The sequence below is a fragment of the Micromonospora sp. NPDC004551 genome, from assembly GCF_040609975.1.
In the GTDB taxonomy this organism is placed as follows: domain Bacteria; phylum Actinomycetota; class Actinomycetes; order Mycobacteriales; family Micromonosporaceae; genus Micromonospora.
This window is the reverse complement of sequence record NZ_JBEXLM010000050.1, coordinates 1-18,690: the sequence shown is the minus strand read 5'-3', so window position 1 is coordinate 18,690 and position 18,690 is coordinate 1. Positions and strand designations below refer to the sequence as shown.

At 74.1% G+C, this 18,690-nt stretch carries 20 protein-coding genes; 9 read left to right on the top strand and 11 right to left on the bottom strand.

The window, feature by feature from the left end; all coding sequences use genetic code 11:
- Positions 1–65: 65 nt before the first annotated feature.
- On the bottom strand, positions 66–725 hold the full coding sequence (locus ABZW14_RS32770) for an HNH endonuclease family protein (RefSeq protein WP_355354607.1): 660 nt from the start codon (positions 723–725) through the stop codon (positions 66–68).
- 216 nt (positions 726–941) lie between these two features.
- On the opposite strand from ABZW14_RS32770, the gene ABZW14_RS32765 reads away from it, so the two are divergent.
- Positions 942–2,771: a glycoside hydrolase family 15 protein gene (locus ABZW14_RS32765; protein ID WP_355354604.1), complete on the top strand. Its 1,830-nt coding sequence runs from the start codon at positions 942–944 to the stop codon at positions 2,769–2,771.
- A 190-nt stretch (positions 2,772–2,961) separates the two neighbouring features.
- On the top strand, positions 2,962–3,141 hold the full coding sequence (locus tag ABZW14_RS32760; protein WP_355354601.1) for a hypothetical protein: 180 nt from the start codon (positions 2,962–2,964) through the stop codon (positions 3,139–3,141).
- An 89-nt stretch (positions 3,142–3,230) separates the two neighbouring features.
- Here ABZW14_RS32760 and ABZW14_RS32755 read toward each other — a convergent pair whose 3' ends face one another.
- From ABZW14_RS32755 to ABZW14_RS32745, 3 genes are all read right to left on the bottom strand, one after another.
- A complete protein-coding gene (locus tag ABZW14_RS32755; RefSeq protein WP_355354598.1) occupies positions 3,231–4,466 on the bottom strand; it encodes a sigma-70 family RNA polymerase sigma factor in 1,236 nt (411 codons plus the stop codon).
- A gap of 3 nt (positions 4,467–4,469) precedes the next feature.
- A complete protein-coding gene (locus ABZW14_RS32750; protein WP_355354595.1) occupies positions 4,470–4,871 on the bottom strand; it encodes a YciI family protein in 402 nt (133 codons plus the stop codon).
- An 89-nt stretch (positions 4,872–4,960) separates the two neighbouring features.
- Positions 4,961–5,776 (bottom strand): class I SAM-dependent methyltransferase, encoded by an 816-nt coding sequence (locus ABZW14_RS32745; RefSeq protein ID WP_355354592.1) that lies wholly within the window; start codon positions 5,774–5,776, stop codon positions 4,961–4,963.
- Between the two features lie 53 nt (positions 5,777–5,829).
- Here ABZW14_RS32745 and ABZW14_RS32740 point away from each other — a divergent pair, with 53 nt between their 5' ends.
- Positions 5,830–6,045 (top strand): hypothetical protein, encoded by a 216-nt coding sequence (locus ABZW14_RS32740; protein ID WP_355354589.1) that lies wholly within the window; start codon positions 5,830–5,832, stop codon positions 6,043–6,045.
- 21 nt (positions 6,046–6,066) lie between these two features.
- On the opposite strand, the gene ABZW14_RS32735 is transcribed toward ABZW14_RS32740, so the two are convergent.
- Positions 6,067–6,483 carry a hypothetical protein gene (locus ABZW14_RS32735; RefSeq protein ID WP_355354586.1) on the bottom strand — a complete coding sequence of 139 codons (417 nt, stop codon included), beginning with the start codon at positions 6,481–6,483 and terminating at the stop codon, positions 6,067–6,069.
- A gap of 56 nt (positions 6,484–6,539) precedes the next feature.
- Between ABZW14_RS32735 and ABZW14_RS32730 the strand changes: the two genes are divergently transcribed.
- The 3 genes from ABZW14_RS32730 to ABZW14_RS32720 all read left to right on the top strand — a co-directional run bounded on the left by ABZW14_RS32730 (position 6,540) and on the right by ABZW14_RS32720 (position 8,646).
- Positions 6,540–7,037, top strand: a complete 498-nt coding sequence (locus ABZW14_RS32730; RefSeq protein WP_355354583.1) for a hypothetical protein — start codon at positions 6,540–6,542, stop codon at positions 7,035–7,037.
- Between the two features lie 97 nt (positions 7,038–7,134).
- Positions 7,135–7,884, top strand: a complete 750-nt coding sequence (locus ABZW14_RS32725) for a neutral zinc metallopeptidase (protein ID WP_355354580.1) — start codon at positions 7,135–7,137, stop codon at positions 7,882–7,884.
- Positions 7,885–7,998: 114 nt separating this feature from the next.
- Positions 7,999–8,646, top strand: a complete 648-nt coding sequence (locus ABZW14_RS32720; RefSeq protein WP_355354577.1) for an HAD family phosphatase — start codon at positions 7,999–8,001, stop codon at positions 8,644–8,646.
- 4 nt (positions 8,647–8,650) lie between these two features.
- On the opposite strand, the gene ABZW14_RS32715 is transcribed toward ABZW14_RS32720, so the two are convergent.
- From ABZW14_RS32715 to ABZW14_RS32690, 6 genes are all read right to left on the bottom strand, one after another.
- On the bottom strand, positions 8,651–9,025 hold the full coding sequence (locus tag ABZW14_RS32715; RefSeq protein WP_355354574.1) for a carboxymuconolactone decarboxylase family protein: 375 nt from the start codon (positions 9,023–9,025) through the stop codon (positions 8,651–8,653).
- A 103-nt stretch (positions 9,026–9,128) separates the two neighbouring features.
- Positions 9,129–11,678: an FtsX-like permease family protein gene (locus ABZW14_RS32710; RefSeq protein ID WP_355354571.1), complete on the bottom strand. Its 2,550-nt coding sequence runs from the start codon at positions 11,676–11,678 to the stop codon at positions 9,129–9,131.
- Positions 11,678–12,445: an ABC transporter ATP-binding protein gene (locus ABZW14_RS32705; protein WP_091265895.1), complete on the bottom strand. Its 768-nt coding sequence runs from the start codon at positions 12,443–12,445 to the stop codon at positions 11,678–11,680. The genes ABZW14_RS32710 and ABZW14_RS32705 overlap by 1 nt, the downstream gene beginning before the upstream one ends.
- A gap of 259 nt (positions 12,446–12,704) precedes the next feature.
- Positions 12,705–13,388 carry a response regulator transcription factor gene (locus ABZW14_RS32700; protein WP_355354568.1) on the bottom strand — a complete coding sequence of 228 codons (684 nt, stop codon included), beginning with the start codon at positions 13,386–13,388 and terminating at the stop codon, positions 12,705–12,707.
- 28 nt (positions 13,389–13,416) lie between these two features.
- Positions 13,417–14,610, bottom strand: coding sequence for a sensor histidine kinase (locus ABZW14_RS32695; RefSeq protein WP_355354565.1), 1,194 nt, complete (start codon positions 14,608–14,610; stop codon positions 13,417–13,419).
- Positions 14,611–14,686: 76 nt separating this feature from the next.
- Positions 14,687–15,586, bottom strand: coding sequence for a PD-(D/E)XK nuclease family protein (locus ABZW14_RS32690; protein WP_355354562.1), 900 nt, complete (start codon positions 15,584–15,586; stop codon positions 14,687–14,689).
- 222 nt (positions 15,587–15,808) lie between these two features.
- On the opposite strand from ABZW14_RS32690, the gene ABZW14_RS32685 reads away from it, so the two are divergent.
- The 3 genes from ABZW14_RS32685 (at position 15,809) to ABZW14_RS32675 (ending at position 18,557) form a co-directional block, all read left to right on the top strand.
- A complete protein-coding gene (locus ABZW14_RS32685; protein WP_355354631.1) occupies positions 15,809–16,867 on the top strand; it encodes a M50 family metallopeptidase in 1,059 nt (352 codons plus the stop codon).
- A complete protein-coding gene (locus ABZW14_RS32680) occupies positions 16,864–17,820 on the top strand; it encodes a tRNA (adenine-N1)-methyltransferase (protein ID WP_355354559.1) in 957 nt (318 codons plus the stop codon). Before ABZW14_RS32685 ends, ABZW14_RS32680 begins: the two co-directional genes overlap by 4 nt.
- A 164-nt stretch (positions 17,821–17,984) precedes the next feature.
- Entirely contained in the window at positions 17,985–18,557 is a 573-nt protein-coding gene (locus ABZW14_RS32675) for a hypothetical protein (RefSeq protein ID WP_355354556.1), read from the top strand.
- The last annotated feature ends 133 nt before the right edge of the window (positions 18,558–18,690 follow it).

The window sequence follows — 18,690 nt, the reverse complement described above, 5'->3', positions numbered from 1 at the left end:
GTGACGATCTGGCGGACGCGATCCGGGAGGGCCGCCGGCACGGTGACTCTCCCGGATCCGGATCGTCAGTACGCGTACGTGACGGAGATGGTGGCGGCGGGGCAGTTGTTCGCCCAGCTGGTCAGGGCGCTCTTCTCCGCGCTGTCCACGCTGAGGCGCCACCGCACCTTCACCGCGACCCACTCGCCGATGTAGCGGCAGCGGGCCGAGGCGTACGACGGCATCCAGGTGGCCGGGTCCTGGTCGCCCTTGGCCTGGTTGACGTTGTCCGTGACGGCGGCAAGTGCGCGGGAGTCACCGAGGTCGTTGGTGTACGCCTGCCGGCGGCTGGTGGTCCAGTTGCGGGCGCCGGAGTCCCAGGCCTCGGCGAGCGGGACCATGTGGTCGATGTCGAGGTCGCCGGTGAGCGTCCAGTAGGCGTTGTCGTAGTAGGAGTACCAGCGGCCCCCTGAGAGGGTGCACGTGCCGCTGATCGTGGGCTTGGTGGTGGCCTCGGCGTAGAGGACCTCGTTGCGGGTGTTGCAGCCGTCGCCGTCGGCGTCGATCCAGTGTGGGAAGAGGTCACGGCTGTAGCCGGTGCGGACCTCGGTGGCGACTGGGAGGCCGGCGACGGCGGTGGTGAGGGAGGCGGAGTAGCCGGCGGCCGAGGCGGAGTGGGTGAGGCCGAGGGTGGCGGCCAGGATCGCGGCGAGGCTGATGGCCGTGGCGCGCAGCGTGCGGGACATGGGACTCCATCCGGATGGGATTGCCAGGTGTTGGCATCCATATAGACAGAGATGGAAGTGACGGTCTAGATCAAGTTCCGTGAACAGTGGATGACCGGAACCGGACGGACGCCGCTTCCCGTCCCTTACCGGGCGAGCCGCCGGGGTGGTCAGGTGTGTGGCGACGGGACCGGGGTAGACGCCGGGAGCAACGGCGAGACGAGGTGGGAGGTCCCGGTGGACTCGTACCCCGCGGTGGAGGACCACGGCCTCATCGGTGACCTGCAGACGGCGGCGCTGATCGCCCGGGACGGAACGCTGGACTGGTTCTGCGCACCCCGGTTCGACTCGCCGAGCATCTTCGGCGGCCTGCTCGACCGCCGCCGCGGCGGCCACTTCCAGATCACACCGGACGGTGTCGCCTACACCAGCAAGCAGCTCTACCTGCCGGGCACCCCGATCCTCATCACCCGCTTCCTCAGCCCGGACGGGGTGGGCGAGCTGCTGGACTTCATGCCCGTGGCGGGCGCTCAGGCCACCGACCACCACCGCCTGGTCCGGATGGTGCGGGTGGTCCGCGGCAGCATGCGGTTCAGATTCGAGTGCCGCCCCCGGTTCAACTACGGCCGGGACCGGCCCGAGCTGGAGAAGCACCCGTCCGGCGTCGTCTTCCGCGCTCCCGGGCAGGCCCTCACCGTGAGCCCGATCCGGTACGCCGAGCGTCTGTCCGACGAGCACGAGCGCGAGAGCACCGCGGACGGTGTCCACCTTGTCGCCACCCTGCACGAGGGGGAGGCCGGTGGCGTCGTCGTCGAGACGGGATGCCCGCACCCGCCGCGTCCCTACCCGCCGGAGGAGGCGCGTGAGCTGCTCGAACACACCCGCGACTTCTGGCGACGCTGGCTCGGCCGCTCCTGCTACCACGGCAGGTGGCGGGAGATGGTCGAGCGCTCCGCCATGACCCTCAAGCTCATGACGTACGCGCCGACCGGCGCGCTGATCGCCGCGCCCACCGCCGGGCTGCCGGAGCGGGTGGGCGGCCAACGCAACTGGGACTACCGCTACACCTGGATCCGGGACGCGTCCTTCTCGGTGCACGCCCTGCTCAGCCTGGGCTTCACCGACGAGGCCTGGCGCTACCAGCACTGGGTCGAGGACCGGATCCGCGACGCCGAGGCAGATGGCGTGCCGCTGCAGGTCATGTACCGCGTCGACGGCTCACCGGACCTCGCCGAGGAGGTGCTCGACCATTTCGAGGGCTACCGGGGATCCGCGCCGGTGCGGATCGGCAACGGCGCGGCGGACCAACTGCAACTCGACATCTACGGCGAGATGCTCAACTCCCTGCACCTCGCCAACGAGCACGGCCTGAAGGGCTCCTACGAGGGCTGGCGGAACCTGGTCCGGATGGTGGACTGGCTCTGCGCGCACTGGGATCAGCCCGAGGACGGGATCTGGGAGACGCGCGCCGCCCGCCGGGACTTCACCTACGGGCGGCTGATGTCCTGGGTGGCTCTCGACCGTGCCGTCCGGCTGGCCCACCGGCACGGTCGGCCCGCGGACGTCGGCCGGTGGACGCAGACCCGCGACCGGATCTACGAGCAGATCATGACGTGGGGCTACCACCCCGGACGCCGGGCCTTCGTGCAGCACTACGCCACGGACACCCTCGACGCGTCGCTGCTCGCCATGCCGTCGCTCGGCTTCGTGGCGCCCACCGATCCGATGTGGCAGTCGACGCTGCGGGCCATCGACGGCGAGCTGGTCTCCGACAGCCTGGTCTACCGGTACGACCCGGGCGCCACCGCCGACGGCCTCGCCGGCGAGGAGAGCACCTTCACCATGTGCACCTTCTGGTACGTCCAGGCTCTGGCGGAGGCCGGCCGGCTCGACGACGCGCAGCTCACCTTCGAGAAGATGCTCACCTACAGCAGCCAGCTCGGCCTGTACTCCGAGGAGATCACCCCGGCCGGGGAGCAGGCCGGCAACTTCCCGCAGGCGTTCAGCCACCTCTCCCTCATCAGCACGGCGTCGAACCTCGACCGGCTCCTCGACGCCCACGGCTGAGCGCAGAAACCCGCTGTGCCGCCCGGTCCCGCCCGCTACGGTGACCGGAGTACGGGTTACCGGCCCGGCCCCGGCGGGTAAGCGCCCCCGACCAGCAGTCGGACCCGGCCGCCGTCCACGGCGGCGCAGCCCGGGAGATGCGGCTGTGACGTCCGAGGACGAGCATGGGGGTACGACGAAAGGGGCGGAGATGACCGACGACATCGCTTCGAAGGTTCCGCCGGACGAGGCCCCCGTGCTGAGCACGCCGGCCGGTCCACCGCCCGTCGGCCCGCCGAGCAGCCTGGACCTGTGGGCCCGGGCGCAGACGCTGCACCGCTGCTTCGGCGACGACGACGGCGAACCGCACATCATGCGCGGCCTGGACTAGAGGCCCGCCCACACCGCAGGCGCCCCACCCGGAGCGCCCGCCTCAGTGCGCCGGCGATTCGTGGAAACCGACGGTGGACCGACCGCCCTTCAACCGCCGAGCCGGGCCGCCCGGGCGTGCAGGTAGCGCTGCTGGGCCAGGTTCATCGACCGGCGGGCCGCCGTCAGGTAAGCCGCCCGGGCCGCGTCCGGCTTTCCGGCCAGCTCCAGCAGGTGCGCCCGGGCCGCGTGGCGGCGGTGGTCGTCGGCGACCCGGCGGTCGGTCCCCAGCGCGTCGAGCAGCGCCAGGCCGGCCCGTGGACCGCGCGCCATGGCCACCGCCACGGCGTGGTTCAGCCGGACCACCGGGTTGTCGTGCAGCGTCAGCAGCATCTCGTAGAGCGCGACGATCTGCGGCCAGTCCGTCGCCTCGACGCTGGGCGCCTCGTCGTGCAGCGCGGCGATCGCCGCCTGGAGCTGGTACGGCCCGGCCGCGCCCCGGGGCAGCGTCGCGGCGACCAGCGCCGTCCCCTCGGCGATCCGGTCGGCCCGCCAGCACCGGCGGTCCTGCTCGGCCATCGGCACCAGCGTCCCGTCCGGACCGGTCCGGGCCGGGGTACGCGCGTCGGTGAGCAGCATCAACGCCAGCAGCCCGGCGACCTCCGCGTCGTCGGTGAGCCGGTGCAGCAACCGGGCCAGCCGGATCGCCTCGGCGCACAGGTCCGGACGGTGCAGCCGCTCCCCGGCGGTGCTCGCGTATCCCTCGGTGAAGATCAGGTAGAGCACGTGCAGCACGGCGTCGAGCCGGGCGGCCCGCTCCGGGCCGGCCGGCGGGGCGAACGGCAGCCCGCTGTCCCGGATGCGCTGCTTGGCCCGGGTGATCCGCCGGGTCATGGTCGCCTCCGGCACGAGGAACGCCCGGGCCACCTCGGCGGTGCTCAACCCGCCCACGGCCCGCAGGGTCAGCGCGATCTGGCCGGCCGGCGGCAGCGACGGGTGGCAGCAGAGGAACAGCAGGACGAGGCTGTCGTCGGCGTCGTCGGGCGTGCTGTCGGCCGGCGGCGCCACCCAGCGGTCCGCCGGCGCCTCCCGGGCCACCCCGTCCTCCCGGCGACGCCGGGCCTGCTCGGCGCGCAGCAGGTCGGTCAGCCGGCGGGACGCCACGGTGATCAGCCACGCCTTCGGGTCGTCCGGGAGCCCGTTGGCGGGCCAGCGGGTGGCGGCGGCGAGCAGCGCCTCCTGGGTGGCGTCCTCCGCGGTGTCGAAGTGCCCGTACCGGCGCACGAGCGCGCCGAGGACCTGCGGCGCGAGGGCGCGCAGCAGGTCCTCGACGCTCCCGGTGGGCACCGGTCAGCCCTGGAGTTCCTCGATGCCGTCCACAACGGGCCGCACGTCGACGTACTCGCCCTCGGCGTCCGGGTTGACGAACCGGGCGGCGATCTCGGTGGCCCGGTCGAAGCTTGCGCACTCGACCATCGTGTAACCGGCCAGCACCTCCTGCGTCTCGGCGTACGGGCCGTCGGTGACCACGGGCGCGCCGCCGCGCAGCCGGACCCGGCGGGCGTGCACCGGCGCGGACAGTCCCTGCGCGTCGACGAGTTCCCCGGTCTCGGCAAGCTCCTTGTGGATCGCCTCCATGTGGGCGTGCATGGCGGCGAGCTGCTCCGGGCTCATCGAGGGCTGGTCGCCGGGCCGGCCGGCCATGGTGTCGTAGTCGCGCTGGCTGCCGTAGAGCATGATCAGGTACTTCACGGTGTCTCCTCTCGGCCGGCGCCCCGCGGCGCCGCTCACCCGGGACGTCGGAGCCGCGGAGCCGCCCCGGACACCACCCTAGGGGCGGATCAGCCGACCCGGGCCGAGGCGAGCAGCGCGGCGGTGGGAAGCGTCAGGCTGCCGTCGGTGTGCCGGTAGGGGGCGACGAGCCGGTCGTACTCCCGGCGGATGCGCTCGCGGGTGGCCGCCGGCTGCCGTTCCAGCGTCAGGCCGATGGCGCTGAGGCCGGCCGCCGGCCCGGTCCACCAGTCCTCCGGGTCGGTGCGGTGCGCCCAGGTCAGTGTCACGCATCGGGCATCGGCCAGACCGGCCGCGGTCAGCAGCCCGGCGAGGCCCGCCTCGGTGCGGGGGAAGTCCCGCTCGGGCGCGACCCGGGGCAGGTCGGGCGGCGTCGCGACGCCGGCGGCGGCCAGGGCCGCACCCCAGAGCCCTTGCAGCGGCGGGTGCGGGACCGGCCAGACGGTCACCGCGACCCGGCCGCCGGGGCGGACCACCCGGCGTAGCTCGGCCACCCCGGCGGCCGGATCACCGACGTGGTTGAGCACGAAGTTCGCCACGGCCGCGTCGAAGCCGCCGGCCGGGAACGGCAGGTCCGGCAGCGCCGCGGCGCGGACCTCGGCGGCGGGGGCGGCACGCCGGGCCGCGTCCAGCATGCTCGGCTCCGCGTCGACCGCCGCCACCTGCGCGCCGCGGCCCAGGGCCAGCGCCGCGACGGTGCCCGGCCCGGTGCCGACGTCGAGCACCCGTCGTCCGGTCCGCACGCCCGCCGCGTCCAGCAGCGCTTCCGCCGGGTACGCGCAGAGCCGGCCGAAGCTGCGCGCGTACGCCTCGGCCCGGCCCGCCCAGCGGGACCGCTCGTGCGCGTCGAAGTCCGTGTCGATCACCGCGGCAGCGTAGCCGTGACCCGGGGGCGCGCGGACGCCCTATCGTCGTGGGCATGACGACGGTGCTGGTGACACTTGCGGTGGTGGCCCTGGTCGTGGGTGCGGCCGTGGCGTACGTCTCCTGGCGGGACCGGCAGCGGTCCACTCCCGACGAGGACCGGGTCGCGGGCCGCGACGCCCGGACCCGGCAGTTGCGGTACGAGGGCGAGCGCCACGGCGTGCAGGGTGACGCGGTGCAGCGCGCCCAGCGGGAGAACGGCGGCTACTGATCCCCCTCGCCGACGGGTCCGTCAGCGCACCCCGGCCCCGCCGGCGGTCAGGGCGTTGCGCCACGTCCGGGTGTTGAAGGCCGCGGCGCCGTTGAAGAGCTGGTCCAGAAAGCCCGGTCCGTCGCCGGCCGGCGGTGTCCGGTGCGCCCAGAAGTCGACGAAGCCACGCTTCTGCTGCGGGCTGGGCTCCGGCGAGACGGTGGCCCCGCGGCCCACCAGCGCGTACCGCCGCCCGCCGACGGTCAGCAGCAGCGTGCCGAGGCGGGTCAGCCGGCCGCCGACCTGACCGGCCGGGACGGCGAACACCTCCGCGCCGGCCCGGTCGCGCGCCCGCAGCCAACCCTGGTCGAGAGTCATCAGCACCGGCACGCAGCGGCGTCCGTTCCAGATGCTCCGTCGCCAGTAGACGATGCTGGCGTGGGCCACGTGGTGAGTCACGCCCGGCACTGTATCGGGCCCGGCCACGGTTGGCCGGCGGCGGCTACCCTGCCGGCGTGAACCGTGGATCGCTGTTCGTGACCCTCGGCGCCGTGACCGGCGTCGTCCTGCTCGCCGCCTGCGGCGGTGTGTTCTGGCTGACGCGGGCCGAGGGAGGCCAGGAGCGGGACTGCGCGGCGCAGGTCACCGCCGAGGAGGCGAAGGTCCGCACCGACCGGCGCTGGACCGCGCAGGACGTGCCGGGCATCGGGGCGTATGCCGAGATCCACTGGCAGGTGGACTACCCGAGCTTCGCCTGCTCCCGCGCGCCGGGGCCGACCGACCTCCGCTACCAGGGGATCGTGCGGCTGGCCCCGGCCGACGCCCGCGCCCTGGCCGCCGGCTACCCGTGGGCGCCGGTGACCGGCGGGGCCGAACAGGTCTGGCCGGGCCTGAGCGCGTACGTGCCGCCGGACGTGCGCTGGCGGCGCAGCCCGGCGTACGACGCGGGCACTCGCGCCGGCGTCCAGTTCGACCCCGACCGGGCGCTGCTGCTGTTCGTCGCCGCCGACTGATGAACGACGGCCCGCGCCGGCACGTGATCCCCGGTGGGCATCAACGGCGCGGGGTCGGGGTACTGCGCTGACACAGCGACTCAGCCGGGAGGCAACGGTGGGGGAGAAGGCAGGACGTCGGCGACCGGGACCGCTCGCCGGGCTGCTGGTGGCCGTGGTCGTGGCCGCCGGCTGCATGGGCGGCGGGCTGGACCAGGGCGAGCCGGAGCAGCCCCGCCCGCGGCAGAGCGGCCAGCCGGCCTCCCCGGGGTCGGACACGAACCGGGCCGACGGCACCACCAGCGTGGCCGAGTTCAAGCAGGACTTCTCCGACGCCGTCGGCATCGCCGAGCGGTACTGGACCGACCAGTTCCGCAGCTCCGGCGAGCAGTTCCGGCCGATCCGGCGGGTCGTGCCGTACACCAGGGCCGGTGAGGTGTCCTGCGGCGGGGAGGGGCTGCCGCGCAACAACGCGGTCTACTGCTCGGCCGGTGACTTCATCGCCTACGACGTGAACTGGTCGGTGGCGGCGTTCCGGCAGGTCGGCGACGCCTTCCTGTTCTACCTGCTGGGCCACGAGTACGCCCACGGCGTTCAGGTCCGCCTCGGCATCCGCTACAACTTCACCATCCAGAAGGAGTTGCAGGCGGACTGCATGGCCGGGGCGTACATCGGCGACAACGTGCGCTCGGGGACGCTGACCCTCGCCGACGGTGACCTGGACGAGTTCCGGGAGGGGCTGCTGGCGGTCGGCGACGACCCGGACCAGCCCTGGTTCGCCGAGGGCTCGCACGGCACCGCCGAGCAGCGCACCGACTCGTTCTTCCGCGGCTACGAGAAGTCCCTGGACGCCTGCGGCCTCAGCTGATGCCGCACGTCACCCTCAGCGGGGACGGTGACCGCCCGGCCGGGCCCGGCTGAGAGGATCGGTGGGTACCCGCACCGAGGGAGGCCCCCGCTGAGCAGCAGACACCCCGCCGCCGTGCTCTTCGACATGGACGGCACCCTGGTCGACAGCGAGAAGCTGTGGGACGTCGCGTTGCAGGAACTCGCCGCGGTCTACGGCGGCACGCTCTCCGAGGCGGCCCGCAGGGCGATCATCGGCACCAGCATGGCCGTGTCGATGCGGATCGTGCACGACGACCTGGGCCAGCCGGAGCGGGACCCGCAGGCCAGCGCCGACTGGATCAACGCCCGAATCCTGGAGCTGTTCCGCGACGGGCTGCGCTGGCGGCCCGGTGCGCTGGCCCTGCTGCGCGCGGTCCGCGCCGCCGGCATCCCCACCGCCCTGGTCACCTCCAGCACCCGGCCGCTGGTCGAGGTCGCCCTCGACACCCTGGGCCGGGACAGCTTCGACGCGGTGGTCTGCGGCGACGAGGTGGACGCGGCCAAGCCGCACCCGGAGCCGTACCTGACCGCGGCGCGTCTGCTCGGCGTGCCGATCGAGCGGTGCGTGGCGATCGAGGACTCCCCGACCGGGGTGGCCAGCGCCCTCTCGGCCGGGGCCGCCGTGCTGGCCGTACCCGCCGAGGTGCCGCTGCCGCCGACGGACGGCGTACACCAGCTGGAGAGCCTGACCGCCGCGGACCTGGAGCTGCTGTCCGCCCTGCTCGGCGAGCGGGCCGCCTGACCGGTCAGCGGGTCTCGCCGAAGACCGCCACGGCGACCTGGTAGCTGTCGAACGCCCGGGCGGCGCCGGCGTAGGCGGCCAGATGGATGAACAGCTCGACGATCTCCTCCCGGGTCACCCCGGAGTGCAGGGCGATCCGCAGCTGTCCGCGCAGCGGCTCGTGGGTGCCCAGCGCCGCGGCGATGGCCACCGACACCAGGCAGCGGGAGCGCACGTCCAGGCCCGCGCGGGGCCACACGTCACCGAACGTGTGCAGGGTGGCCAGCCGGCGGAAGTCCGCGCCGACGGCGGGCTCGCCGGGGCCGAGCGGCAGGGTGAGCGGCTGGCCGAGCAACCCCTCGGCGTTCTCCAGCGCCCGCGCGTAGGCATCGTCGGTCACACCCTCACCCCCGTGCGCCGAGTCTGGCAGCGGGCGGGCAGCCGGCGGGCACGAAACGGCCCCCGCCACACTCCGGTGGCGGGGGCCGTCGCGCGTGCCGTGCTCAGTCGTGCGCGATGGCGCCCAGCACGTTGATCCGGGCGGCGCGGATGGCGGGCAGCACCGCGGCCACCACCCCGATGATCGCCGCCAGGACCAGGAAGGTCACCATCTGGCTCCACGGCAGGACCAGGTCGGTGATGCCCTCGTCCTTGAGCGCCCGGACCACGGCCGCGCCGAGGCCGGTGCCGACCACGACACCGAGCAGCGCGCCGAAGATCGAGATCACCACCGCCTCCACGGTGATCATCCGCATGGTCTGCGCCCTCCGCAGCCCGATGGCCCGCAGCAGGCCCAGCTCCCGGGTCCGTTCCAGCACCGACAGGGCCAGGGTGTTGATGATGCCCAGCACCGCGATCACGATGGCCAGCGCCAGCAGGATCTGGATCATCCGCAGCGGCGTGTCCAGCTGGCTGGTCTGCTGCTTGATGAACGCGGCCCGGTCCGCCACCGACACCTCGGGGCTGTCCGCGAGCAGCCGCTCGATCTGCGGCTGCACCGCGGCGACCGAGGTGCCCGGGGCGAGCTGCACGAAGCCCTGGATGGGCTGCGGGATGGCGAAGTCCGCGGCCGCCTGCGGCGGCAGCACCACCGGGTTGGTCAGCTGCGAGCTCTCGTAGATGCCGCTGACCGTGTAGGTGCGGGCGTCGCCCCGGGACAGCTGCACGTTCACCGTCGAGCCGACCGACAGGTTGCGGGACTTCGCGGTGTCCGAGCTGAGCAGCATCTGGTCCGGGTTCAGCCGGCTGATGTCACCGGCGTTGGCCTTGGCCCCGAAGATCCGCTCCAGCGCGGCCACGTCGCTGGACGCGGCCACCCAGGTCCGCTGGCCGTTCATGGTGGCCATGTCGCCGTACTCGCCGTCGACCAGCTGCACCCCGGGGATGGCGGCGGCCTTCTCCAGCACCGCGGGGTCGAAGCTCGCCGGGCGGGGGCCGGCCTGGGCGCCGGAGATCACCAGCTCCGCCTTGATGGTGTCCTCCGCCAGGGCGCTGATGCTGCCCTTGGCCGAGTCGAGGATCACCGTCACCCCGGTCACCAGCGCGATGCCGACCATCAGCGCGGCGGCCGTGATCGCCGTGCGGCGGGGGTTGCGGCCGGAGTTCAGCCGCCCCAGCTTGCCCGGCACCGACCAGGCGAAGATCGTGCCCAGCAGGGCGACGACCGGCCGGCTGATCAGCGGCGTCAGCAGCGCCACGCCGATGAACGCGAACAGCACGCCGCCGAGGATCGTGGCCAGGGTGTTGTCGCCGGCGTGGCCGCCGAGCCCGAGGAAGAGCAGGCCCGCGCCGATCGCGGTGACCACCGACCCGCCGACGGTCACCTTGGTCAGCGGCCGGTCCGGCGTGGCGACGTCCTGCATGGCGGCGATCGGCGGGATGCGCGAGGCGCGCAGCGCCGGCAGCAGCGCCGCCACCACCGTGATCAGCAGGCCCACGGCGAAGGCGCCGATGACCGCGGCGGGCGGCACGCCCAGACCGGCGAGGGTGAGCCCGCCGGCGAGCTTGCCGAACAGGTACGCCAGCAGCGCGCCGACCCCGATGCCGGCGGCGAGCCCGAGCACCGAGGCGATCAGGCCGACCGCCACGGCCTCCAGCACCACCGAGCCGATGACCTGCCGCCCGCTCGCGCCGATGGCGCGCAGGAGCGCCAGCTCGCGGGTGCGCTGGGCCACGATGATCGAGAAGGTGTTGAGGATCAGGAAGGTGCCGACCAGCAACGCCACCGCGGCGAAGCCCAGCAGGATCTTGTTGAAGAAGGACAGGCCCTCCTTCAGGCCGGCGGACGCGTCGTCCGCGAGCTGCTTGCCCGTTTTCACCTCGTAGTCCGCGCCGAGGGCGCGGGACACCTCGTCGCGCAGCGCCTCCGGCGTGGTGCCGTCGGCGGCCTGCGCGGTCACGTTGGAGAACACGTCCGGCTTGCCGAGCATCAGCTGCTGGGCCACCGGGGTCGTGAACATCACCTCGTTGACGCCGCCGACCGAGTCCCGGCCGCCGCTGTAGCCGAACACGCCGACGAGGGTGAACTCCTTCTTCGGCGCCAGGGTCAGCACGCCCACCCGGTCGCCGACCTTGACCTTGGCCGCGTCGGCGAGCGCCACGTTGACCACGATCTCGTCGTCGGCCTGCGGCGCGCGTCCCTCGCGCAGCTTCAGCAGGTCGCCCTCGCCGAGCCAGTTCTCGCCAAGCTGCGGCGGGCCGAACGAGGTGACCACCTTGCCGTTGCTGCCGATCAACCGGGCCCCGTCGGCGTTGACCACGCCGCGGACGTCGGTGACGCCGGGCACCGCCTTGACCCGGTCGACGACCGACGCGGGCACCGGGGCGGCCACCTGCTCGCCCTCGACCTCGGACAGGGCGACCTTCGGCTTCGCGGCCACGTTGACGTCGACCTCGGAGAACGCGTCGGCGAAGACCGCGTCGAAGGAGCGGCCCAGGGTGTCGGTGAGCACGAACGCGCCGGAGACGAACATGACGCCGAGCACCACCGCCAGGCCGGACAGCAGCAGGCGCAGCTTCCGCGCCAGCAGGCTCTTCAGAGTGGCGCGGAACATCAGTTGCCCACCTCGGCCGGCGCGTCGAGCTTCTTCATGGTGTCCAGCACCGTGTCGGCGGTCGGCTCGATCAGCTCGGAGACGATCTGGCCGTCGGCGAGGAAGACCACCCGGTCGGCGTACGCGGCGGCGGTCGGGTCGTGCGTGACCATGACGATGGTCTGGCCGTGCTCGCGGACCGAGTTGCGCAGGAAGTTGAGCACCTCGGCGCCGGAGCGGGAGTCCAGGTTGCCGGTCGGCTCGTCGGCGAAGATCACCTCGGGGCGGGCCACGAGCGCGCGGGCGCACGCCACCCGCTGCTGCTGGCCGCCGGAGAGCTGCGCCGGGCGGTGCCCGAGCCGCTCCCGCAGGCCGACGGTGTCGATCACGGTGTCGTACCAGGCCGGATCGGGCTTGCGGCCGGCGATCGACAGCGGCAGCAGGATGTTCTCCTGCGCGGTGAGCGTGGGCAGCAGGTTGAACTGCTGGAAGATGAAGCCCACCTTGTCGCGGCGCAGCTTCGTCAGGCCGGCGTCGCCCAGCCCCGTCACCGTGGTGTCACCGATCATCACGGTGCCCCGGGTCACCGAGTCCAGGCCCGCCAGGCAGTGCATGAGCGTCGACTTGCCCGAGCCGGACGGGCCCATGATCGCCGTGAACCGGCCCCGCTCGAACTCCGCGCTCACCCCCCGCAGCGCGATGACCTGCGCCTCGCCGCTGCCGTACACCTTCCACACGTCGCTGGCCCGGGCCGCGGCCTGCGCCTGCTGCCCTACCGTCGCGGTCACGTCATCTACCTCTTCCGTCAGCCTGCTGATCCGCAACCGCCCCCGCTGGTCGGTGCGGCAGATCCCATCCTCGGCGCTGCCGGGCCCGGATCCGTCCACCCCCGGGCGGAACCGTCGCCGGAATTTCCGTTGGGGTCGCCCCCGAGGCCGGCTCAGGGTCATCCCTGACCGGCCGGCGCCGCCGACGCTAGGACCTCACGTCGCGTCATGGTCAACCCCGCCGCGCCGCCGATGGTCACGGTAGGTGACCGGCGCCACCTCACCCGCCGGGGCGGACCAGCCCGGTCTCGTACGCCAGCACCACGGCCTGCACCCGGTCGCGCAGCCCCAGCTTCGTCAGCACGTGCCCGACGTGGGTCTTCACGGTGGTCTCGCTGACCGACAGCTCCCGGGCGATCTCGGCGTTGGACAACCCGCGCGCCATCTGCACGAGCACCTCCCGCTCCCGCTCGGTCAGCGCGTGCAACGCCTTCGGCGGGGTGGCCGCCGGGTCGGGCAGCACGTCGGCGAAACGGTCCAGCAGCCGGCGCAGGATCCGCGGCGCCACGACCGCCTCCCCGGCCGCCACCGTCCGGATCGCGGTCACCAGGTCCTCGGCCGGCACGTCCTTGGCCAGGAAGCCGCTGGCCCCGGCCCGCAGCGCGCCGACCACGTACTCGTCGAGGTCGAACGTGGTGAGGATGAGCACCCGCACGGGCAGCCGGGCGTCCACGATCGCCCGGGTGGCGGCCACCCCGTCCATCCGTGGCATCCGGATGTCCATGAGCACCACGTCCGGCAGCAGCCGCCGGGACAGCTCCACCGCCTCCACCCCGTCGCCGGCCTCGGCCACGATGTCCAGGTCGTCCTCGGTGCCCAGCACCATCCGGAAGCCGGTGCGCAGCAGCGGCTGGTCGTCGGCCAGCAGGATCCGCACCGGTCGGCCGGCGGTGCTGTCGGTCATCGGTCTCCCTCGCTCGCCCTGGTGCCGGTCACGCCGGAACCGCCTCGGACGACTCCACCGGGATCCGCGCGTACACCCGGAAGCCGCCGCCCGGCCGCGGGCCGGCCCGCAGGATCCCACCGTAGAGGGCGACCCGTTCCCGCATGCCGACCAGCCCGTGCCCGATCCGGTCGGCCGCCGGCGCCGGGCCGCGCCCGGTGTCGGTGACCTCGACGGCCAGGAAGCCGTCGGCGAGGGTGAGCCGGACCAGCGCGGTGGCCCGGCCGGCGTGCTTGAGGGCGTTGGTCAGCGCCTCCTGCACGATCCGGTAGACGGTCAGCGCCACCCCGTCCTCCAACCGCCCGGGCGTGCCGTCGACCCGCAGCGTGACCGGCAGACCGGCGTCGCGGACCTGCTCGACCAGGGCCTCGATGCCGGTCAGCCCCGGCTGCGGGGTCAGTTCGGCGGCCGGTTCGGCGTCGGTGCGCAGCACGTCCAGCAGCCGGCGCAGCTCCCGCAGGGTGGCCCGGCCGGTCTCCTCGACCGTGGCCATCGCCTCGTCCGCCGCGTCCGGGTCCCGCCGCAGCACCCGGCGCGCCCCGGTGGCCAGCACGCCCATCACGCTGACGTGGTGGGCCACCACGTCGTGCAGTTCCCGGGCGATCCGGCGGCGCTCGTCGGCCACGGCCTGCTCGGCCAGCGACCGCTGGGTGGTCTCGGCGATCCGGGCCCGCTCCCGCAGGATCCGCGTGGACTGCCGGCGGGCCTGCACGGCCCGGCCCACCGCGTACGCCACCGAGGCGGTGAGCAGGTTGTTGAGCACCAGCACGCCGGGGCCCATGTCGAGCACGCCGTCCAGCGGCGCGACCAGGTTCGCCAGCATGACCGGCACCCACAGCAGCAGCGCGGCCAGGCCGGCCGCCCGCAGGGGCCGGTGCGCCGCCATCGTGTAGGTGAGGACGACGAAGGTCAGCCCCTGGGTGGTGGGCGCGAGCTGGAACAGCACCGGCACGGCCAGCGTGGCCACCGCCGCACCCACGGCCGGCCACGGGGCGGCCCGGCGGACGGCCACCGGAGCGGCGCAGACGACGCTCCAGCCCAGCGCCGCCCAGAGCTGATCGGGCCGCAGCTCCCGCGGTGTCAGCAGCAGGAACGCCGCGTCCACCAGCGCCAGCGCGACGGCCGTGCCGGCGTCGACGGCCAGCGGCCGCTCCCGCGCCCACGCGCGCAGCCGGTTGCTCATGCTCCGACGCTAGCCGCCACCCGGCGCCCTCCGGTCGTCGCCGATGCCGAACCCGGTCTCCTCCGCGAGGAGGAGATCACTCGTCCGCGCCGGGCGCGGCGGGCCGGGACCGGGCGTCGGTGAGCGGGTCGGCCGGACCGGCGACCGGGAACGGCGGCGGGGTGCCGCCGAAGCTCGGGCACAGCGCCTGGTGGCTGCACCAGTCGCAGAGCCGGCTCGGCCGGGGCCGGAAGTCCTGCCGGGCGGTGGCCTGCTCGATGGCCTGCCAGAGCGCCACGATCGTGCGCTCGAAGCGCAGCAGCTCGTCGGCGTCGGGGGAGTAGTCGCAGACCTCGGCGTCCTTGAGGTAGAGCAGCCGCAGCACCCGCGGCACCACCCCGCGGGTGCGCCACAGCACCAGGGCGTAGAACTTCAGCTGGAACAGCGCCCGGGCCTCGAACGCCTCCCGCGGGGCGCCGCCGGTCTTGTAGTCGACCACCCGCAGCGCGCCGTCGGGCGCCACGTCGAGCCGGTCGAGGTAGCCCCGGATGAGCAGCTCGTCGTCGACCACCGCGGAGATCAGGGCCTCCCGCTCCGCCGGCTCCAGCCGGCGCGGGTCCTCCACGGCGAAGTAGCCCTTCAGCAGCGCCGCCGCCGAGCGGAGGAACCCGTCGACCGCGGCCGCGTCGCCCTCGGCGAACAGCGTCGCCAGCTCCGGCTGCTCGGTGACCAGCCGGTCCCACTGCGGGGCGACCAGGTCGCCGGCCGACTCCGGGGTGCGGGCCGCCGCCGGCAGGTCGAACAGCCGCTCCAGCACGGCGTGCACCAGCGTGCCCCGGACCTGTTCGACGGTGGGTCGCTCGGGCAGCCGGTCGATGCTGCGGAACCGGTAGAGCAGCGGGCAGGTCTTGAAGTCGGCCGCCCGCGACGGCGACAGCGACGCCCGAACCCTGGCCGTTGCGTCGGGCTGCGTGTCGATCACCGGTTCCGCCGTCATGCCCGGAAGGTTAGGGCACCGGTGTGACAGGCCGGCCGTCGCCGCACCGGGGCATGATCGGCGCTGTGCCGTCTTTCGTTCGCGACTGCGGGGCTCGCAGAACCGGCTCACTCCTCGCGCTCACGTAGCATCGGCCCGGTGGAGCAGCGGACCCGACCGTCGCGCCGGCCGGGGCTGCCCCTCGGCCGGGTCTTCGGGGTGCCGCTGCGCGCCGACGCCTCGATGCTGCTGCTCACGGTGGTCGTCACGGTGCTCTACGCCGCCCTGGCCCGCCGCCAGCTCGACCTCGGGCACCTCGGCGGCTACCTGGTCGGCCTCGGCTTCGTCGTCTCCCTGCTCGGCTCGGTGCTGCTGCACGAGCTGGGCCACGCGCTGACCGCCCGCCGATACGGCATCGGTGTGCGGGGGATCACCCTGGAGCTGCTCGGCGGCTACACCGAGATGGACCGGGACGCCCCCAGCCCCAAGGTCGACCTGCTGGTCTCCCTCGCCGGCCCGGCCGTCTCCGCGGTGCTCGGCGCCGGGGCGGTCGCCGCCACCCTGGCCCTGCCCACCGGCACCCTCGCCCACCAGCTCGCCTTCCAGCTCGCGGTCAGCAACGTGGTGGTGGCCGTCTTCAACAGCCTGCCCGGGCTGCCCCTGGACGGGGGCCGGGCGCTGCGCGCCGCGGTCTGGGCGGTCACCCGGGACCGGCACCGGGGCACCGAGGTGGCCGGCTGGATCGGGCGGGCCGTGGCGGTCGCCACCGTCCTCCTCGTGGTGCTGCTCACCCTGCGCCGGGCGCTCGCCCCGCTCGCCCTGCCGGTGATGCTGCTGGTCGCGGTGACCCTCTGGCGCGGCGCCGGCCAGTCCATCCGGATGGCCCGGATCGGCCGCCGCCTGCCGCTGGTCGACCTGGCCCGGCTGGCCCGACCGCTGCTTCCCGTTCCCGCCGGCACCCCGCTGGCCGAGGCGCAGCGCCGCCGCGCCGAGGGGCTCACCCCGGACGCCGCGCTCGCCGTGGTCGACTCCGCCGGCCGTCCGGTCGCCCTGGTCGACCCGGCCCGCGTCGCCGCCGTACCCCCGGAACGGCGGCCGTGGCTCGCGGTGGACGCGGTGGCCCGCGGCCTGGACAGCGTGCCCGCCCTGCCGGTCGGCGCGGACGGCGAACGGGTGCTGGAGACCGTGCGGACCCACCCGGGCGCGCAGTACGTCGTGACGGCAGGCGAAGATGTGGTCGGCGTGCTGCACATCGCGGATCTCGCCCAGCTCCTCGAACCCAAACGGAAGACGAACACGTGACCGCAGATACCTCCACCGTCCCGGCGCTGCCACCTGTGCACCGGGGGCCGTTCCGCCCCGGCGACCGGGTCCAGCTGACCGACCCGAAGGGCCGGATGCACACCGTGACGCTGGAGCCCGGCAAGGAGTTCCACACCCACCGGGGGATTCTCAAGCACGACACCCTGATCGGCCTGCCCGACGGCAGTGTCGTCACCACCGCCGGCGGCGGCACCGCGTTCCTGGCCCTGCGGCCGCTGCTGTCCGACTACGTGCTCTCCATGCCGCGCGGCGCCCAGGTGATCTACCCGAAGGACTCGGCGCAGATCGTCGCCATGGGCGACATCTTCCCCGGCGCGAAGGTCCTGGAGGCCGGCGCCGGCTCCGGCGCGCTGTCCTGCTCGCTGCTGCGGGCCGTCGGCACCGACGGCGAGCTGCACTCCTTCGAGGTGCGCGACGACTTCGCCCAGATCGCCCGGCGCAACGTCGAGGCGTTCTTCAACGGCCCGCACCCCGCCTGGCGGCTGCACGTCGGCGACGTCGCCGAGTGCACCGAGACCGGTTTCGACCGCATCATCCTGGACATGCTCACCCCGTGGGAGATGCTCGACATGGTCGAGCGGGCCCTCGTTCCCGGCGGCGTGCTGATCGGCTACGTGGCCACCACGCCGCAGCTCTCCGAGCTGGTCGAGGCGCTGCGGGAGCGCGGCGGCTGGACCGAGCCGCGTGCCTGGGAGTCCCTGGTCCGGGACTGGCACGCCGAGGGCCTGGCCGTCCGGCCCGACCACCGCATGATCGCGCACACCGCCTTCCTGGTCTCCGCGCGCAAGCTCGCCCCCGGGGTCACCGCCCCGCCGCGGCGCCGTAAGCCCAGCAAGGGCGCAGAGGCGTACGCCCAGCGCCGGGACGCGCTGCGCGCCGCCGAGGCGGCCCGGCGGACGGCCGCCGAGGGCGAGGAGCCGGACCGGGCGTGACCCCGCGGCGCGGACGGGTTTGAGCGGGCGGATCATGGGTCCCGGCGTGGACGACACCGAGCGGGTGGAGACGGTGGCATGAGCGAGCGGATCGGGGCACGCGGACACCGCGCCCGCCCCGGCAATCCGGACCGGCGGCGGCGTACGGGCCGGGAGGCGGCGGCATGAGCAGCCCCGGCTACGGCAATGGTGACCTGCCCGCCGTCTTCCCCGACTGGTCGCCCTACGCCGACCTGGAGTCGGCCGCCCGGGCCTACCTGCGCGACCCCGACATCGCCCTGGACGCCCTCGGCGGGGTGCTGCGCGGCGCCTCCGTGCTCGGCTTCACCCTGGAACGCTTCGTCAACGAGGTCAACGGGGTGTGGCAGGAGGTCGTCGTCTGCGACGGCAGCCGGCTGGTGCTCTGGCACGGCGAGGACGTCCCGCCGGGGGAGGGGCCGCCCGGCTCGATGACCTCCTCGCTGCGGGTGGTGCCGGTCTCCACGGTCACCGAGGTCGGCTGCCGCCGGCGGCTCACCCGCTCCGACACCGGCGAGGTCCGGGTCGACAGCATCGACGTCTACCTGCTGCTCAGCTCGCTGGACGAGGCGCCGCCCAGCGACGAGACGGGCGGCGCGCCCCGGCACGACGCCCTGCGCTTCGGCAAGACCCTCGACGACGGCGGCGCCGGGCAGATCGCCCGGCTGGAGGAGTTCGCCCGGCTGGTCGCCTCGGTCGTCGGCCGTCCGATGCTCTGAGAGACGCCGCGGGGCGGGGGGCCCCCCCCCCCCCCCCCGCCCTGTGGTTGGGGCTTGAACGGCCACCGGGCCGGGCCCCAAACGGAAAAGCATACAGGGAGAAAGAAAAAAAAAAAACCGCTGTATCCGAGTA

Bases quoted from the DNA above. Each gene is read 5' to 3' on its own strand.
- ABZW14_RS32770 (WP_355354607.1), bottom strand. From the start codon at position 725: ATGTCCCGCACGCTGCGCGCCACGGCCATCAGCCTCGCCGCGATCCTG.
- ABZW14_RS32760 (WP_355354601.1), top strand. From the start codon at position 2,962: ATGACCGACGACATCGCTTCGAAGGTTCCGCCGGACGAGGCCCCCGTG.
- ABZW14_RS32740 (WP_355354589.1), top strand. From the start codon at position 5,830: ATGACGACGGTGCTGGTGACACTTGCGGTGGTGGCCCTGGTCGTGGGT.
- ABZW14_RS32710 (WP_355354571.1), bottom strand. From the start codon at position 11,678: ATGTTCCGCGCCACTCTGAAGAGCCTGCTGGCGCGGAAGCTGCGCCTG.
- ABZW14_RS32700 (WP_355354568.1), bottom strand. From the start codon at position 13,388: ATGACCGACAGCACCGCCGGCCGACCGGTGCGGATCCTGCTGGCCGAC.
- ABZW14_RS32695 (WP_355354565.1), bottom strand. From the start codon at position 14,610: ATGAGCAACCGGCTGCGCGCGTGGGCGCGGGAGCGGCCGCTGGCCGTC.
- ABZW14_RS32690 (WP_355354562.1), bottom strand. From the start codon at position 15,586: ATGACGGCGGAACCGGTGATCGACACGCAGCCCGACGCAACGGCCAGG.
- ABZW14_RS32685 (WP_355354631.1), top strand. From the start codon at position 15,809: ATGCTGCTGCTCACGGTGGTCGTCACGGTGCTCTACGCCGCCCTGGCC.
- ABZW14_RS32675 (WP_355354556.1), top strand. From the start codon at position 17,985: ATGAGCAGCCCCGGCTACGGCAATGGTGACCTGCCCGCCGTCTTCCCC.